The sequence below is a fragment of the Rhizobium terrae genome (assembly GCF_003425685.1).
GTDB lineage: Bacteria > Pseudomonadota > Alphaproteobacteria > Rhizobiales > Rhizobiaceae > Neorhizobium > Neorhizobium terrae.
This window is the reverse complement of record NZ_QJKM01000008.1, coordinates 157,893-173,243: the sequence shown is the minus strand read 5'-3', so window position 1 is coordinate 173,243 and position 15,351 is coordinate 157,893. Positions and strand designations below refer to the sequence as shown.

The 15,351-nt window shown below is 63.5% G+C and carries 16 protein-coding genes, 1 tRNA gene and 1 pseudogene; 14 read left to right on the top strand and 4 right to left on the bottom strand.

Annotated elements, in window-relative coordinates:
* The first annotated feature begins 1 nt into the window (after nt 1).
* The 4 genes and pseudogenes from DMO26_RS16640 to DMO26_RS16625 all read left to right on the top strand — a co-directional run bounded on the left by DMO26_RS16640 (nt 2) and on the right by DMO26_RS16625 (nt 2,049).
* Nucleotides 2-685, top strand: a complete 684-nt coding sequence (locus DMO26_RS16640) for an amino acid ABC transporter permease (RefSeq protein ID WP_117193270.1) — start codon at nt 2-4, stop codon at nt 683-685.
* 1 nt (nt 686) lies between these two features.
* Nucleotides 687-1,349, top strand: a complete 663-nt coding sequence (locus DMO26_RS16635; RefSeq protein WP_117193269.1) for an amino acid ABC transporter permease — start codon at nt 687-689, stop codon at nt 1,347-1,349.
* 89 nt (nt 1,350-1,438) lie between these two features.
* Nucleotides 1,439-1,730, top strand: a pseudogene (locus DMO26_RS16630) (type II toxin-antitoxin system RelE/ParE family toxin).
* A gap of 4 nt (nt 1,731-1,734) precedes the next feature.
* Nucleotides 1,735-2,049: an addiction module antidote protein gene (locus DMO26_RS16625; protein WP_117193267.1), complete on the top strand. Its 315-nt coding sequence runs from the start codon at nt 1,735-1,737 to the stop codon at nt 2,047-2,049.
* 56 nt (nt 2,050-2,105) lie between these two features.
* On the opposite strand, the gene DMO26_RS16620 is transcribed toward DMO26_RS16625, so the two are convergent.
* A complete protein-coding gene (locus DMO26_RS16620) occupies nt 2,106-2,756 on the bottom strand; it encodes an aspartate/glutamate racemase family protein (protein ID WP_162894938.1) in 651 nt (216 codons plus the stop codon).
* A 219-nt stretch (nt 2,757-2,975) separates the two neighbouring features.
* Here DMO26_RS16620 and DMO26_RS16610 point away from each other — a divergent pair, with 219 nt between their 5' ends.
* From DMO26_RS16610 to DMO26_RS16595, 4 genes are all read left to right on the top strand, one after another.
* On the top strand, nt 2,976-3,707 hold the full coding sequence (locus tag DMO26_RS16610) for a GntR family transcriptional regulator (RefSeq protein ID WP_117193264.1): 732 nt from the start codon (nt 2,976-2,978) through the stop codon (nt 3,705-3,707).
* Between the two features lie 31 nt (nt 3,708-3,738).
* Complete coding sequence (locus DMO26_RS16605) at nt 3,739-4,989, top strand: NAD(P)/FAD-dependent oxidoreductase (protein ID WP_117193263.1); 1,251 nt, start codon at nt 3,739-3,741, stop codon at nt 4,987-4,989.
* Nucleotides 4,990-5,087: 98 nt separating this feature from the next.
* Nucleotides 5,088-6,236, top strand: a complete 1,149-nt coding sequence (locus DMO26_RS16600) for a M24 family metallopeptidase (RefSeq protein ID WP_117193262.1) — start codon at nt 5,088-5,090, stop codon at nt 6,234-6,236.
* A gap of 40 nt (nt 6,237-6,276) precedes the next feature.
* Nucleotides 6,277-7,188, top strand: a complete 912-nt coding sequence (locus DMO26_RS16595) for a dihydrodipicolinate synthase family protein (protein ID WP_117193261.1) — start codon at nt 6,277-6,279, stop codon at nt 7,186-7,188.
* 69 nt (nt 7,189-7,257) lie between these two features.
* Here the strand turns inward: DMO26_RS16595 and DMO26_RS16590 are convergent, their stop codons facing one another.
* Entirely contained in the window at nt 7,258-8,625 is a 1,368-nt protein-coding gene (locus tag DMO26_RS16590) for an MFS transporter (protein WP_117193260.1), read from the bottom strand.
* Nucleotides 8,626-8,956: 331 nt separating this feature from the next.
* On the opposite strand from DMO26_RS16590, the gene cyoA reads away from it, so the two are divergent.
* Genes cyoA through DMO26_RS16565 form a run of 5 tightly spaced genes read left to right on the top strand, consistent with a single transcriptional unit; the run spans nt 8,957 to nt 14,021 of the window.
* Nucleotides 8,957-10,180 carry a ubiquinol oxidase subunit II gene (cyoA, locus tag DMO26_RS16585; RefSeq protein WP_117193259.1) on the top strand — a complete coding sequence of 408 codons (1,224 nt, stop codon included), beginning with the start codon at nt 8,957-8,959 and terminating at the stop codon, nt 10,178-10,180.
* 20 nt (nt 10,181-10,200) lie between these two features.
* Complete coding sequence (gene cyoB / locus DMO26_RS16580) at nt 10,201-12,204, top strand: cytochrome o ubiquinol oxidase subunit I (protein WP_117193258.1); 2,004 nt, start codon at nt 10,201-10,203, stop codon at nt 12,202-12,204.
* A 4-nt stretch (nt 12,205-12,208) separates the two neighbouring features.
* The gene (gene cyoC / locus DMO26_RS16575) at nt 12,209-12,841 is read left to right on the top strand and encodes a cytochrome o ubiquinol oxidase subunit III (protein ID WP_117193257.1); all 633 of its coding nucleotides are present in this window, start codon (nt 12,209-12,211) and stop codon (nt 12,839-12,841) included.
* Nucleotides 12,838-13,257 (top strand): cytochrome o ubiquinol oxidase subunit IV, encoded by a 420-nt coding sequence (gene cyoD / locus DMO26_RS16570; protein WP_117193256.1) that lies wholly within the window; start codon nt 12,838-12,840, stop codon nt 13,255-13,257. The genes cyoC and cyoD overlap by 4 nt, the downstream gene beginning before the upstream one ends.
* Nucleotides 13,258-13,304: 47 nt before the next feature.
* The gene (locus DMO26_RS16565; RefSeq protein ID WP_117193255.1) at nt 13,305-14,021 is read left to right on the top strand and encodes an SURF1 family protein; all 717 of its coding nucleotides are present in this window, start codon (nt 13,305-13,307) and stop codon (nt 14,019-14,021) included.
* A gap of 135 nt (nt 14,022-14,156) precedes the next feature.
* On the opposite strand, the gene DMO26_RS16560 is transcribed toward DMO26_RS16565, so the two are convergent.
* Nucleotides 14,157-14,241: transfer RNA gene (locus tag DMO26_RS16560), tRNA-Leu, on the bottom strand.
* Nucleotides 14,242-14,437: 196 nt separating this feature from the next.
* On the bottom strand, nt 14,438-14,737 hold the full coding sequence (locus DMO26_RS16555; protein ID WP_117193254.1) for a SelT/SelW/SelH family protein: 300 nt from the start codon (nt 14,735-14,737) through the stop codon (nt 14,438-14,440).
* 153 nt (nt 14,738-14,890) lie between these two features.
* Between DMO26_RS16555 and DMO26_RS16550 the strand changes: the two genes are divergently transcribed.
* Entirely contained in the window at nt 14,891-15,340 is a 450-nt protein-coding gene (locus tag DMO26_RS16550; RefSeq protein WP_117193253.1) for a DoxX family protein, read from the top strand.
* Nucleotides 15,341-15,351: the final 11 nt, after the last annotated feature.

Here is a 15,351-nt window from a genome sequence, read left to right as displayed (position 1 = left end):
CATGGACGCCTGGGACCGCTTCGTCTTCACCTTCTTCAACGCGGACGTGGCGTCGCGCTACTGGCCGATGATCCTCGAAGGCCTGTGGGTGACGATCCTTGCCGGCCTTGCGGTGGTGGTGACCGGCATCGTCTGCGGCATGCTGCTCGCCTCGCTCCGGACGCTCGGCATCCGGGCGATCAACATCCCGATCATCCTTTTCGTCGATATCTTTCGGGCGCTGCCGCCGCTCGCGATCATCCTGGTGATCTTCTTCGGCCTGCCGAATGTCGGCATCGTGCTGCCGAGCCTCGTGGTTCTCTGGATCTCGCTCGGCGCGGTGCTGGCCGCCTTCTCGGAAGAGGTGTTCTGGGCGGGCATCACCTCGGTTCCGCCCGGCCAGTGGATGGCGGCGCGCTCGACCGGCATGGGTTTCGGCCAGACGCTGTTTTACGTCATCCTGCCGCAGGCGGTCAGGCTCGCCATCCCGCCGCTCACCAACCGGACGATCTCGATCACCAAGAACCTCGCGCTCGGCAGCGCGATCGGCGTCAACGAGATCCTCGGCCAGGCGAATTCGGCGCTCTCCATGTCCTCCAACGCCACGCCGCTCACCATGGGCGCCTTTCTCTACGTGCTGGTCTTCGCGCCGCTGATCGTCGCCTCGCGGCTTCTCGAACGGCGTTATCAGTGGGGAGGCCACTGACATGGAGATGCTCACCCAGGAGTTCTTCAATTTTCAGGTCATGGCCCGCGTCTGGCCGATGATCCTTGCCGGCCTTTACCAGACCGCCCTCCTCTGCGCCGTGCTGATCCCGATCGGCGTCGCCGGCGGCATCGGCACCATGCTGCTCGCCACGTCCGGCCATCGCGCGGTCCGCTGGCCGACCATCGTCGCGATCGATTTCTTCCGCTCCTTTCCACCGCTGGTGCTGATCATCTTCGTTTATGCAGGCATCCCCTTCCTTGGGATACAGGTGCCGGCGCTCGCCGCCATCAGCGTCGCCTTCTTCCTCAATGCTTCGAGCTATTTCGGCGAGATCTTCCGCGCCGGCATGAAAAGCGTGCCTAAGGGGCAGGTGGAAGCGGCCCGCTCCACCGGAATGACGGCGGCCCAGACTTTTCTTTACGTCACCTTTCCGCAGGCGGTGCGCAACGTGCTGCCGGATCTTCTGTCGAACACGATCGAACTGGTGAAGCTGACGACGCTCGCCAGCGTGGTCTCGGTGCCGGAACTGCTCCACTCCGCCGACCTTGCCCGATCGCTCACCTACAACTCCTCGCCGCTGATCCTCGCCGCCGGCATCTATCTCGTCGTGCTATGGCCGCTCGTGCGGATCATCAGCCGTCTGGAGCACCGGCTGCGGTAGATTTCCCAGCACTCTGACGGTGGATATGACGAAAAGGTAGCTCGATCAGGGTCACCTTGAAAATTGTCTTCCATAGATTACAATAAGCCATGTTCACGATCAGGCGGACCCGCGAATTCGCGGACTGGATTAAAAAGCTCCGAGATTTCCGTGCCCAAGCCCGCATCGCTGACCGCATCGACCGGCTGGCCGGCGGCAATCCCGGCGACGTCAAGCCAGTTGGCGAGGGGATCAGCGAATTGCGCATCGATTATGGACCCGGTTACCGGGTCTATTTCCTCCGCGACGGAGCGGTCGTTTACGTACTGCTTTGCGGTGGCGACAAAAGCACCCAGGATCAGGATATCCGCCAAGAAACTGGCGAAACAATTGAAGGACTGAGGCAATGCCACTTGAGACCTATGTATACGACTCCGCCGAATTTCTCGACAGCGAGGAAGCCATCGCGGAATATCTGCTAGCCGCCAGCGAAGGAGGCGACCCCAATCACATCGCCCGCGCGCTTGGCGTAGTGGCTCGGGCGCGCGGCATGTCCGAGCTGTCCCGCACTACAGGCCTCACCCGTCCCGCGCTTTACAAAGCCTTGAGCGGCGAAGGCAATCCCGAATTCGGCACGATCGCCAAAGTTGCCGATGCACTTGGTTACCGGCTGAATCTGGTTGCAAAATCAGCCGATGCTTCTATTGCGGCAGCAGAATAGGAAACGTCACCAAGGCTGGGACGATCCCTCCCTTCAAATATCTGGAATTGCGAGAATCAAAACGAACGCAGCACCTGACCGAGCGCGGCGCCGATCGCGGTCTGGGTCGGGTCGATGACCGGGATGCCGAGTGCCTCTTCGAGCCGCGCCCGATGGGCCGGGAAGCCGGAGCAGCCGAAGATCGCCACTTCGGCGCCTTTTGCCTTCAACTCTTCGCCCGCCGCGACGAGCCCTGCGAACAGCGCATCATCCCCCTCCCCTTCCCGCTTCAGCACCACCTCGCCGGCCAGCCGGTGCTCAACGCCGAGCCAGCGGAGGTTGCGCATGTGCCGGGCGACCGAGGCCTTCGAAAGCGCGATGACGCCGAAACGGTCAGCCATGCCGATGGCCGTCAGAACCGCCGCATCCTGGATGCCGATCACCGGCGCCTTCGTCAGCGTGCGGGCATGATGAAGCCCGGGCTGGGCGTAACAGGCGATGACGATCGCCGCCGCATCCGGCCGGCTCGCGACGACCTCCCCCACCTGCAGTCCGCAGCGGAGGATATCCTCCTCCGTCATGATGAATTCCGGTCCTTCCGCGATCCCGAAACATTCGATCGCCGGTCCGCCGGGCAGGCGGAACCGGTCGAGCCCTGTCGAAATCGCCTCGGTCATGGGGATGGACGAACTCGGATTAATGACGAGAATGGTCGGGGGTCGGCTCATCGGCAGCTTCCCTGAGACGGGGTCGGAAGAGGTCGATGGGAGCATAGCGCGAGCCGGGCTGCACCAGCATATCCCATATGCCGAACGCCCCCCGCTTGCGTCGTTTCGACACGGGCAGGTCCGGAAAGAACAGAACGGGCCACACAAAAAGTCTCAGGGGGATTTCCTGTCGACAAATCGTGTGCAATCTTGATCCCATCACTTTTAACAGGGGAACGCATGGCAGCGAGCGATACGGCGGAAAACGACAACCCTGCTCAGGAACCGGCCCGCGTGCGCGGCTCCGGCACCCAGAGCGTCTATACGATCCTGCGCCGGGAAATCCTGGCCATGACGCTCCCGCCGGGAAGCCCGCTCGACGAGGTGCGCCTGTCGGACCGGTTCGGCATGTCGCGCACGCCGATCCGCGAGGCGCTGCTCAGGCTCTCCGGCGAAGGCCTGGTGACGACGCTGCCGAACCGCAACACGATCGTCGCGACGATCGATTTCGCATCGCTGCCGACCTATTTCGATGCGCTGACGCTGATGTACCGCGTCACCACGCGAGGTGCCGCCATGCACGGCGCGCCGGGCGCCATGGGGGAAATCCGCCGCCGGCAGAAGGAGTTCACGTCCGCCGTCGAGGCCCGCGACGCGTTCGCGATGATCGAGGCCAACCGCGAATTCCATGTGGCGATCGCGGACCTCGCCGGCAATCCGTATTACACGACCTTCTTCGCGCGGCTTCTCGACGAGGGCCGGCGCATTCTGCGCCTTTATTACCGCACCTTCGACGACCGCCTGCCGCGCCAGTATGTGGATGAGCATGAGGAGATGATCGCGGCGATCGAGAGCCGCAATGTCCAGCTTGCCGATCAACTCGCCATCAGGCACGCGGCGCAGATCGTCAGGCAGATCCAGGATTATGTCGCCCGCGATCTCGGCAATCCGATCGATCTCTCGGCGCAATAACCCACGCATACAGTTCTCCAGGACCGACTCCATGACCAATTCCTCGATCGACGCTCTCGTCATCGGCACGGGCATCATCGGCGCCATGGCGGCGCACTACCTGCAGCAGGACGGCCGGGCAGTAACGCTCATCGAACGCGGCGAGGTTTCGCGCGGTGCCTCCAGCGGCAATGCCGGCATTCTCGCCTTTCCGGAAATCATCCCGATCGCCGCGCCGGGCATGATGCGCAAGGCGCCGAAATGGCTGGTCGATCCGCTCGGGCCGCTCAGCCTGCCGCCCGCTTACGCGCTCAACATGGTGCCCTGGCTCTGGCGGCTCTGGCGGGCGAGCGCCCAGGCGAATTTCGAGCGTACGGTCGCAGTCCACGCGAAGATCATGCCGCTCGCCCGCAGCGAATGGCTGAATGTCCTCCAGCACACCGGTCTCGGCCATATGGTGAAGCAGACGGGCACGCTCGATCTTTACGACAGCGAAGCAAGCCTGTTCGCGGCCTCGGCGGACTGGGAAAGAAAGCGCAGGGCGGGCTTCGAATTCGAACGCGTCGATCGCGGCGAGATCGAAACCCTGCAGCCCGGCCTCGCACCGCACATCCGTCACGGCGTTTTTTCCGCGGACGGCCTGCAGGTGGGCGATCCTTACGCGCTCACCAAGGCGCTGGTGGATCACGTCGTTTCCCGCGGCGCGGCTATGCGGAAGGGCGATGTTCTGCGCATCGAGCCCATCACCCCGGGCGCTCGCGTGATCCTGGCGGATGGCACGGCGCTGGAGGCGAAAACCGTGGTTCTTGCAGGCGGCGCGTGGTCGAAATCGGCTGCGGCGAGCCTCGGCGATTTCGTGCCGCTGGAAACCGAACGCGGCTACAACACCACGCTTCCCGCCGGCGCCTTTCCACTGCAAAGGCAGCTCTATTTCAACGACCACGGCTTCGTCGTCACACCGCTCTCCACCGGCATCCGCATCGGCGGCGCCGTGGAACTCGGCGGCCTGAAACTGGCGCCGAACTACAGGCGCTCGGAAGCCATGCTGAAGAAGGCGAAGATGTTCCTGCCGGAACTGAAGACCGAGGGCGGCCGCCAGTGGATGGGTTTCCGCCCTTCGACGCCGGACTGCCTGCCGGTGATCGGACCGTCCGGCGCCAGCCCAAACGTCATTCATGCCTTCGGGCACGGCCATCTCGGCATGACGCAATCGGCGGCGACCGGCCGCCTCGTCGCCGAAATCGCCGCCGGCCGGAAACCGTCCATCGACATAGAACCCCTCCGCATCGGCCGTTTCCGCTGACTGCCCCTTTGCGGCGCACAAGAAACACGCGCGGCAAGCTCCTGTCGACAAACTAAATACAAAACTGTATAGAGCTATTATTCGCAAAGGAACCGGTCATGTCCTGGTCTCATCCCGTCCCGCAGATCACCGATGACGAGCGCCGCGAGCGCCTTTCCCGTCTGCAGGCGAAGCTTGCGGAAAGCAGCCTGGGCGGCCTTTTGCTGGGTTCGACGGAAAGCCTGCGTTATTTCACCGGCCTCGACTGGCACCGGAGCGAGCGCCTCGTCGGCGCGCTGGTGACGCCGAATTCGGTGACCTACATCGCGCCGGGGTTCGAGGAGAGCCGTGTCGAAAGCCTGCCGCATCTGCCGGGGGAGATTGCCGTGTGGCAGGAGGACGAGTCGAGCGCAGCCCTCGTCGCCGCGCTGATGCCTTCAAACGGCGGAGGCAGGCTCGCCCTCGATGATGCCCTGCCCCTCTTCGTCTACCATCAGCTCGCGGGCGTCTTCGGCCAGGACCGGCTGGTCGATGGCGGCCGGCTGGTGCGCGACCTTCGTCTGCGCAAGTCGAAAGCCGAGATCGCGCTGATCGAATACGCCATGGGCCTGACGCTGGAGGCGCATCGCCGCGCGCATGCCATGATCAGGCCGGGCGTGAAAGCTTCCGAAGTGGTGCGTTATATCGACGAGCAGCACCGCGCGCTCGGCGCGGCCGGCGGTTCATCCTTCTGCATCGTCTCCTTCGGCGTCGCGACCTCGCTGCCGCACGGCGCCGATGACGACCAGGCCTACCAGCCGGGCGATGTCGTGCTGGTCGATACCGGCTGCCGGCTGGACGGCTATCATTCCGACCTCACCCGCACCTATGTGATGGAAGAGCCGACGAAGGAATTCGCTGCCGCCTGGGCGATCGAACGCGAGGCCGAACAGGCCGTGTTCGAGGCCGCCCGCCTCGGCGCCACCTGCGGCAGCCTCGACGATGCGGCCCGCAAGGTGCTGGCCGGGCACGGCCTCGGCCCGGACTACCGGCTGCCCGGCCTGCCGCACCGTGCCGGCCACGGGCTCGGTATGGAAATCCACGAGGAGCCCTATATTGTTCGCGGCAATGCCACGGTTCTCGAACCCGGCATGTGTTTCTCGAACGAGCCGATGATCGTTTATCCGGGCCGCTTCGGCATTCGCCTGGAAGACCATATCCACATGACCGAAACCGGGCCGGAATGGTTCACCGAACCGGCGAAAAGCCCGACCGAACCCGTCGCGTGAGACGCGCGAGCATCATCCTTCAACCAGAGGAGTTCTTGACATGACAACAGGCTGGACCGGCGTTTTCCCCGCCGTCACGACACAATTCAACGAAGACTTCTCCGTCGACCTAAAGGCGACGCAGGGCGTGCAGGACGCGCTGGTCAACGACGGCGTCAACGGCCTGATCGTCATGGGCACCTGCGGCGAGAACAACTCGCTCGATCCGGACGAAAAGCGCACGATCCTGAAGGCCGCCGTCGAAGTGGTCGCCGGCCGCGTGCCTGTCGTCACCGGCGTTTCCGAATTCGACACGCGCCGTGCGGTCGCTTATGCCAGGGATGCCGAGAAGCTCGGCGCCGATGGCCTGATGGTCCTGCCGGCCATGGTCTACGTGCCGAAGCCGGAAGAGCTGGTGGCGCATTTCAAGGCGGTCGCGGAAGCCACCTCGCTGCCGATCATGCTCTACAACAATCCGCCGGCCTATCGCGTCAACATCACCAACGAGGTGCTGCGCGAGCTCGAAGGCGTGCCGAACATCAAGGCCGTCAAGGAGAGCGCCCCGGACCCGCGCCGCTTCACCGACCTCTACAACGCCTTCGGCAACCGTTTCGACATCTTCGCCGGCCTCGACGACGTGGCCCTCGAAGGCCTGATGCTCGGCGCCAAGGGCTGGGTCTCCGGACTCACCAGCGCCTTCCCGCAGGAATCGGTGGCGCTCGTCGCGGCTGCTGCGCGCGGCGACTGGGAGGAAGCCCGCGCCATCTACCGCTGGTTCATGCCGCTTCTGCATCTCGATGCCGAACACGATCTCGTCCAGTCGATCAAGCTCGCCGAACAGATCATGGGCCGCGGCTCCGAGCGCGTCCGCATGCCGCGCATGGCACTGACCGGCGCCCGACGCGCCGAGGTGACGGCGATGGTCGAGAAGGCTGCGGCAACGCGCCCGACGCTCACGAAGAAGGCTGCGTAATCCACGTCAGGAACGCAAGCCGACGCAGAACAGTCTTTCTCCCCCCTTGCGGGGGAGAAGAGCGCGTGGCTACCGCCCGCCCGGCTCGCTCGTCTGGTCTAGTGCCTTGCTGACGCTCAGCGCCACCAGGGTGCAGATCGCTCCCGAGATCAGATATCCGCCGATGAAGATGATGCCGAAATTGGTGGCGAGGCCAAGCGCCACGAGCGGCGCGAAGGCCGCGCCCACCAGCCAGGCGAGGTCGGAGGTAAGCGCCGAACCCGTATAACGGTAATACTGGGTGAAGCGCGACGAGACCGAGCCGGAAGCCTGGCCGAAGGTGAGGCCGAGCAGGAAGAAACCGATCAGGATGAACGCGTCCTGCCCCTTGCCGCCGGCATCGAGCAGGAAGGGCGCCGAGAACGAGAAGACGGCGATCAGCGCAGCACCGATCATCAACTGGCTGCGGCGGCCGATCCTGTCGGCGATGAGGCCGGAGAGCACAATGCCGACCACGCCGACGGCCGCGCCGGCCACCTGCACCCAGAGGAATTCCGCAGCCGACTGGCCGCCGGTGAGGATGACCCAGCTCAAGGGGAAAATCGTCACGAGGTGGAACATGGCGAAGCTCGCGAGCGGCGCGAACGCGCCGAGCACCACGTCATGGGCGTGCTTGCTCAGCATTTCGAAGATCGGCCGGGCCTCCAGTTCCTGCGCCTCCATCGCCGCACCGAATTCCTTGCTGGCGACGATGCGCAGCCGCGCGAACAGCGCCACGACATTGATCGCGAAGGCGACGAAGAACGGATAACGCCAGCCCCAGGAGAGAAAATCGGCTTCCGAAAGGTTGGCGACGAAATAACCGAAGAGAATGCTCGCCAGCGCAAAGCCGATCGGCGCGCCGAGCTGCGGGATCATCGCATACCAGCCGCGCCGGTTGGGGGGCGCGTTGAGGTTCAAGAGCGAGGCGAGCCCGTCCCAGGCGCCGCCGAGCGCGAAACCCTGGCCCATTCTGAACAGCGCGAGAAGCGCCACGGCCCAGTAGCCGATCGTGTCGTAACCCGGCAGGAAGGCGATCGAGGCCGTCGAGCCGCCGAGCAGGAAAAGCGCGATCGTCAGCTTCGTGCCGCGCCCGTAATTCCTATCGATCCACATGAACACGAAGGAGCCGACCGGACGGGCGAGGAAGGCAAGCGGAAAGATCGCGAACGACATCAGCGTCGCAGCGACGGGGCTCGAAGCAAACGGGAAGATCAGCTTCGGGAAAACCAGAACCGAACCGAGGCCGTAAACGAAGAAATCGAAAAATTCCGACATGCGACCGATGATCACACCGATGGCGATGCTGCCCGGCGAGATCGGCTTGTCGTCATGAATGCGGCGGGCATCCCTTTCGAGGCCGGACGATGTGGGGCCATGGGCCGCAGGGCGGGGCGCGGAATGGACGGCCGTGGTCATGAATTCCTCCTGGCGATGGTTCGCCTCGTCTCCGAAATGTTGATCAACATGGGGCGGAGATCAAGGACAAGCCCGAAAAAACCTGATGTATTCGACTGTCCGCACAGTCTTCCCATCCACGCCCTCTGGTCGGCTCGGTGCGGAGTCCTAGATTGCCGGGTGGCGGACGTGGACGCCGAGCATGCCGGTTCATGGAGGAAAGCAGTCAGGAAGGCCATGCGGTTTTTTGTTGCACTGCGACAGATTGCTGCACTGCGACGAACGACCTCATTCCTGCCGGAGCCTGAACGCGATTAGTCCCGAATAGACAAAACGCAAATTCGAGCCCGAGATGACCCCTCAGTTGAAATTCGCCGGACGGTTGTTTGCTCTCCTGGCCCTGACGGCGCTTTCCGGATGCAACCTCGTCGTCATGTCGCCTTCCGGCGACATCGCCAGGCAGCAGGCCGACCTGATCGTCGTCGCAACCGTGCTGATGCTGATCATCATCGTGCCGGTCATTTTCCTGACGCTGTTCTTCGCCTGGCGTTATCGCGGCTCGAACATCAGCGCGCCCTACGATCCCGAATGGCATCATTCGACGCGGCTCGAAGTCATCATCTGGTCGGCGCCGCTCGCCATCATCATCGCGCTCGGCGCGGTCACCTGGATCAGCACCCATAAGCTCGATCCCTACCGGCCGCTCGACCGGCTGGACGCCCAACGCGCCGTCACGCCGGAGACGAAGCCGATCACGGTCGAGGTCGTGGCGCTCGACTGGAAATGGCTGTTCTTCTACCCGGAATACGGCATCGCCACCGTCAACGAGATGGCCGCCCCGGTCGACGTGCCGATCAATTTCAAGATCACCGCGTCATCGGTGATGAACTCCTTCTACGTGCCGGCGCTCGCCGGCATGATCTACGCCATGCCCGGCATGGAGACGAAGCTGCACGCCGTCATCAACAAGGCGGGCGAATACGAGGGCCTTTCGGCGAACTACAGCGGCGACGGTTTTTCGCACATGCGCTTCAAGTTCCACGGGCTCGACCAGTCCGGCTTCGACCAGTGGGTCGCCCGGGTGAAGCAGAACGGCACGGCGCTCAACCGCGACGCCTACCTGAAGCTCGAAAAACCGAGCGCCAAGGAGCCGGTGCGCTATTACGCCAGCGTCGAGGACGGGCTCTACAGGGCCGTGCTCAACATGTGCGCCACGCCCGGCAAGATGTGCATGGAAGAGATGATGCATATCGACCTGATGGGCGGCGCCGGCACCGAGAGTCACGAGAACCGTGCCCGGCTGGAGCATGACAACCGCCATGCGGGCGAAGCCGCCCATGGCACGCCGGCTCCCGCCGCCACCTTCCCTGCCACCGGCAATCCGGCCCGCAGCCCCGAACCGGCGGAAGGCGTGAACAATCCTCAGCAACCCCAGTCGCAGAACGAGCCTCAGGGGCAGTCGATGAATCACGACATGCACAACATGCAGGGCGATACGCCCGGAAACGCCCCCGGAGGCTCCCAAGGCAGCGCCGCACCGGCGCAGCTCAACAACGACACCCCGGCAAAGCCCTGAAAGAGATCTGGCAGAAACCCATGTTCGGCAACACCACGCTTACGCAATTCCTCTTCGGGCGGCTGACCTTCGAAGCCATCCCCTATCACGAGCCCATTCTCGTCGTGACCTTCATCGCCGTGGCGCTCGGCGGCCTCGCCCTCCTGGCGCTGATTACCAAATACAGGCTCTGGGGTTATCTCTGGCGCGAATGGTTCACCAGCGTCGACCACAAGAAGATCGGCATCATGTATGTGGTGCTGGCGCTCGTCATGCTGCTGCGCGGTTTTGCCGATGCGATCATGATGCGCCTGCAGCAGGCGATCGCCTTCGGCGGCAATGAAGGTTACCTCAACCCGCATCATTACGACCAGATCTTCACCGCCCATGGCGTGATCATGATCTTCTTCATGGCCATGCCCTTCGTCACCGGGCTCATGAACTTCGTCGTGCCGCTGCAAATCGGCGCGCGCGACGTCTCCTTCCCGTTCCTCAACAACTTCTCCTTCTGGATGACCACGGCCGGCGCGATCATCATCATGATGTCGCTCTTCGTCGGCGAATTCGCCCGCACCGGCTGGCTCGCCTATCCGCCGCTGTCGGGTGCCGACTACAGCCCGGGCGTCGGCGTCGATTATTACATCTGGGGCCTGCAGGTGGCCGGCGTCGGCACGACGCTCTCGGGCATCAATCTGATCGCCACGATCGTCAAGATGCGAGCGCCCGGCATGACCTTCATGAAGATGCCGGTCTTCACCTGGACCTCGCTCTGCACCAACGTGCTGATCGTCGCCACCTTCCCGATCCTCACCGCCACGCTGGCGCTCTTGTCGCTCGATCGCTACGCCGGCACGAACTTCTTCACCAACGACCTCGGCGGCAATCCGATGATGTATGTCAACCTCATCTGGATCTGGGGCCACCCGGAAGTCTACATCCTCGTGCTGCCCGCCTTCGGCATCTTTTCCGAAGTCGTCGCCACCTTCTGCGGCAAGCGGCTGTTCGGTTACGCCTCCATGGTCTACGCAACTTGCGTGATCATGATCCTGTCCTACATCGTCTGGCTGCACCATTTCTTCACGATGGGTTCCGGGGCCTCGGTGAACGCCTTCTTCGGCATCACCACGATGATCATCTCGATCCCGACGGGGGCGAAGATGTTCAACTGGCTCTTCACCATGTATCGCGGCCGCATTCGCTACGAGGTGCCGATGTACTGGACGGTCGGCTTCATGGTGACCTTCGTCATCGGCGGCATGACCGGCGTCATGCTGGCCATCCCGCCGGCCGACTTCGTGCTGCACAACTCGCTGTTCCTGATCGCCCATTTCCACAACGTCATCATCGGCGGCGTCGTGTTCGGCCTGATGGCGGGCATCGTCTACTGGTGGCCGAAGGCCTTCGGCTACAAGCTCGATCCCTTCTGGGGCAAGGTGAGCTTCTGGTTCTGGCTGATCGGTTTCTACGTCGCCTTCATGCCGCTCTACGTGCTTGGCCTGATGGGCGTCACCCGCCGCGTCAGCCAGTTCGAGGATCCGTCGCTGCAGATCTGGTTCGTCATCGCCGCCTTCGGCGCGGTGCTGATCGCCTGCGGCATCGGCTCCTTCATCATCCAGCTCGTCGTCTCGTTCCTGAAGCGCGACCAGCTGCGCGAGACGACCGGCGATCCGTGGGACGGCCGCACGCTCGAATGGTCGACCTCCTCGCCGCCGCCGGACTACAACTTCGCCTTCACGCCCGTGGTGCACGATCATGATAGCTGGTACGACATGAAGAGCCGCGGCTACGAGCGTCCGATGACTGGTTTCAAGCCGATCCACATGCCGAAGAATACCGGCACCGGCGTCATCCTGGCGGGTATCAGCGTCGTCTTCGCCTTCGCGATGATCTGGTACATCTGGTGGCTGGCGCTCGTCTCCTTCATCGCGCTGATCGCCACCGCGATCGGCCATACCTTCAACTACGACCGGGATTTCCACATCCCCGCCGAGACCGTGACCGCAACAGAGGACGCGCGCTCCAGGCTGCTCGCGGAACGGACCTGAGACCATGAGCGAAACGCAAGTGCAAACCGGCCATCCCGAAGCCGAAAAGCCGCAATTCTACCTGACCGAGGATCATCATCCCGAAGGCAGCACTATGCTGGGCTTCTGGCTCTACCTGATGAGCGACTGCCTGATCTTCGCCGTGCTTTTCGCCACCCACGGCGTGCTCGGCCGCAACTATGCCGCCGGTCCCTCGCCGGCCGACCTGTTCGACCTGCCGATCGTCGCCCTCAACACGGCGATGCTGCTTTTCTCCTCCATCACCTATGGCTTCGCGATGTTGCAGATGGAGCGCGGCGACAAGGTCGCGACGCTCTTCTGGCTCGCCGTCACCGGCGTATTCGGGGCGATCTTCCTTGGGCTTGAACTCTACGAGTTCAGCCACCTGATCCACGAGGGCGCCGGTCCGACCCGCTCGGCCTTCCTCTCCTCCTTCTTCACACTGGTCGGCACCCACGGCCTGCACGTCACCTTCGGCATCATCTGGCTGATTACGCTGATGGCGCAGGTGGCGAAACGCGGCCTGATCCCGGAAAACAGGCGCCGCCTGATGTGCCTATCGATGTTCTGGCACTTCCTCGACGTCGTCTGGATCGGCGTCTTCTCCTTCGTCTACCTGATGGGAGTCCTCGGATGAGCTCGCACCCTAACGCTCCTTCCCACGCTCCGGCGCACGAAAGCGCCAGCCACGCCCATCACGGCCACAGCCATGGCCACGAGGCGGCCCACGGCACGTTCAGGAGCTATATGATCGGCTTTGCCCTGTCGGTCATCCTGACCGCCATTCCCTTCTGGCTCGTCATGGGCGGCGTCTTCGACAGCAAGCTCCTGACCGCCTTCTTCGTCATGGGTCTGGGTGTCGTGCAGATCGTCGTCCACATGGTCTATTTCCTGCACATGAACCCGCGTTCGGAAGGCGGCTGGACGATGATGGCACTGATCTTCACGCTCGTCCTCGTCGGCATCACGCTCGCTGGCTCGCTCTGGGTCATGCATCACCTCAACACCAACATGATGCCCATGTCGCCGGAGATGATGAAGAACATGCCGTGATGGGGCGTGTGGTGATGGGGTGCCTGAGAGGGATGCGATAGCACTCGATGTCATCGACTTCGTCCCCCGCCCCCTGGCTCTTCACCGCCGCATTGCTGTTTCTCACCGTGGTCTTCCTCGCCCTCGGCACATGGCAGGTGCAGCGCCTCTTCTGGAAGCTGGAGCTGATCGCAAGGGTCGATGACCGCGTGCATGCCGCGCCGGTCCCCGCCCCGCCCCCACCGGATTGGCCGAACATCGCCACCGAACGCGACGAATATCGCCGCGTCACCGCGACCGGCACGTTCGATCACAATAAAGAAGTCCTGGTCCAGGCCGTGACCGAACGCGGCGCCGGCTTCTGGGTCATGACGCCGCTCAGGCAGCCTGACGGCACAACCATTCTCGTCAACCGCGGTTTCGTCCCCACTGATCGCCGCAACGCCGCATCGCGAACCCAAGGCGAAATCGCCAGCAAGACACAGGTCACCGGCCTGCTTCGCATCACCGAACCCGGCGGCGCCTTCCTGCGCTCCAACGATCCCCAGAACGGCCGCTGGTATTCCCGCGATATCGCCGCCATCGCCGCCGCCGAGGGCCTTGTGAACACCGCCCCCTACTTCATCGACGCAGATGCCACCGAAAACCCCGGCGGTCTCCCCGTCGGTGGCCTGACGGTCGTCCAGTTCCGCAACACGCACCTCGTCTACGCCATCACCTGGTACGCCCTCGCCATCATGAGCGCCGGCGCGGCCTGGGCGGTGTACAGGCGACGGTTCGGGTGATCCGACCGCTCCGGCAAGGCGCAGCCGGATTTCGAATCGAGAAGGCGGCATACTTCGCCCCACGCTCCCGGAGGAGCGCCGGATATCTGTTTATCTTGGGAAAAAGCCAGCACAATCAATGCTGAAAAAGGGAAATGGTGCCCAGAAGAGGACTCGAACCTCCACGCCTCGCGGCACAGGTACCTGAAACCTGCGCGTCTACCAATTCCGCCATCTGGGCGACGGAGAGCCATGTACGGGCCTCGCCCTTCCAAGTCAACAGGGTTTTTGAAGTTTCCATGTCAGTGCGGCAAAAACTTTCGCATCGCATGTCGCGCAAGGCCGGCGACCCGCCGTTGGAGGGCCGAAAAGCCGTGCAGCGGCAAGGACATGCGCCGGCCGTCCGCATCCGGACATGGCACCGGCCGCAAGCGACCTCAGGCCTCGCCGCTTTCCTTCGCGATGCGGTCGACATGGCCGAGGTCGCGTTCGGGATCGATGACATCGCGGATACGCTGCTTCAGCTCCTTCGGGCCTGGGAAGCCGCCGTCGCGCTTGCGCTCCCAGACGAGTTCGTCATTCACGCGGATCTCGAAACTGCCGCCCGTGCCGGGGATCAGCGCCACCTCGCCGAGCGAATCGCCGAACGTCTGCAGGAGTTCCTGGGCCATCCATCCGGCCCGGAGCAGCCAGTTGCACTGGGTGCAGTAGAGGATCGTAATGCGCGGTTTTTCCATGGCTTTCGCCTCCTTGCCGGTTCAATTCGGTCTCACAATAATGTTAACTGAAACACTCATGTTTTTGAACGCAGACGCCTCGACAGGGCCCGATTGAGACGCAATTTCGGGCGGTAGCGAAAACAATCGCCCCATCAACATCGAGGTCCTCCCATGGCTCTTCAATCCACCACCCGTTCCCGACTCATCGTCCCGGCGCTGGCGCCCGTCTACACATCGACCCACGAGGTCGTCGAGACCATCCTGCGCGTGATCGCCGGGGTGCTGCTCGTCACCCACGGTTTCGGCAAGATCGGCAATCCCTTCGGCATGATCGGCATGGTCGAAAGCCTCGGCTTCTATCCCGGCGTTTTCTGGTCCCCCCTGCTCGCCGCCACGGAGTTCTTCGGCGGCATCCTCGTCACCATCGGTCTCTTCACCCGGCCCGCATCGTTCGCGGCGATGATCGTGCTGCTCGTCACGGTCTATTTCCATGGCGTGGTGCAGGACCAGGGCTTGGCCGGCACGGAAAAATCCATCCTCTGGGCGGCCATCTTCCTGTTCTTCGCGCTGCGCGGCGGCAACAGCCACTCGGTCGATGCGCGTCTCGGCCGCACGTTCTAGAAGCGAAGGGA

Bases quoted from the DNA above. Each gene is read 5' to 3' on its own strand.
- DMO26_RS16620 (WP_162894938.1), bottom strand. From the start codon at position 2,756: ATGAGCCGACCCCCGACCATTCTCGTCATTAATCCGAGTTCGTCCATC.
- DMO26_RS16640 (WP_117193270.1), top strand. From the start codon at position 2: ATGGACGCCTGGGACCGCTTCGTCTTCACCTTCTTCAACGCGGACGTG.
- DMO26_RS16590 (WP_117193260.1), bottom strand. From the start codon at position 8,625: ATGACCACGGCCGTCCATTCCGCGCCCCGCCCTGCGGCCCATGGCCCC.
- DMO26_RS16600 (WP_117193262.1), top strand. From the start codon at position 5,088: ATGTCCTGGTCTCATCCCGTCCCGCAGATCACCGATGACGAGCGCCGC.
- cyoD (WP_117193256.1), top strand. From the start codon at position 12,838: ATGAGCTCGCACCCTAACGCTCCTTCCCACGCTCCGGCGCACGAAAGC.
- DMO26_RS16605 (WP_117193263.1), top strand. From the start codon at position 3,739: ATGACCAATTCCTCGATCGACGCTCTCGTCATCGGCACGGGCATCATC.
- DMO26_RS16565 (WP_117193255.1), top strand. From the start codon at position 13,305: ATGTCATCGACTTCGTCCCCCGCCCCCTGGCTCTTCACCGCCGCATTG.
- DMO26_RS16595 (WP_117193261.1), top strand. From the start codon at position 6,277: ATGACAACAGGCTGGACCGGCGTTTTCCCCGCCGTCACGACACAATTC.
- DMO26_RS16610 (WP_117193264.1), top strand. From the start codon at position 2,976: ATGGCAGCGAGCGATACGGCGGAAAACGACAACCCTGCTCAGGAACCG.
- cyoC (WP_117193257.1), top strand. From the start codon at position 12,209: ATGAGCGAAACGCAAGTGCAAACCGGCCATCCCGAAGCCGAAAAGCCG.
- DMO26_RS16625 (WP_117193267.1), top strand. From the start codon at position 1,735: ATGCCACTTGAGACCTATGTATACGACTCCGCCGAATTTCTCGACAGC.
- DMO26_RS16550 (WP_117193253.1), top strand. From the start codon at position 14,891: ATGGCTCTTCAATCCACCACCCGTTCCCGACTCATCGTCCCGGCGCTG.
- cyoA (WP_117193259.1), top strand. From the start codon at position 8,957: ATGACCCCTCAGTTGAAATTCGCCGGACGGTTGTTTGCTCTCCTGGCC.
- cyoB (WP_117193258.1), top strand. From the start codon at position 10,201: ATGTTCGGCAACACCACGCTTACGCAATTCCTCTTCGGGCGGCTGACC.
- DMO26_RS16555 (WP_117193254.1), bottom strand. From the start codon at position 14,737: ATGGAAAAACCGCGCATTACGATCCTCTACTGCACCCAGTGCAACTGG.
- DMO26_RS16635 (WP_117193269.1), top strand. From the start codon at position 687: ATGGAGATGCTCACCCAGGAGTTCTTCAATTTTCAGGTCATGGCCCGC.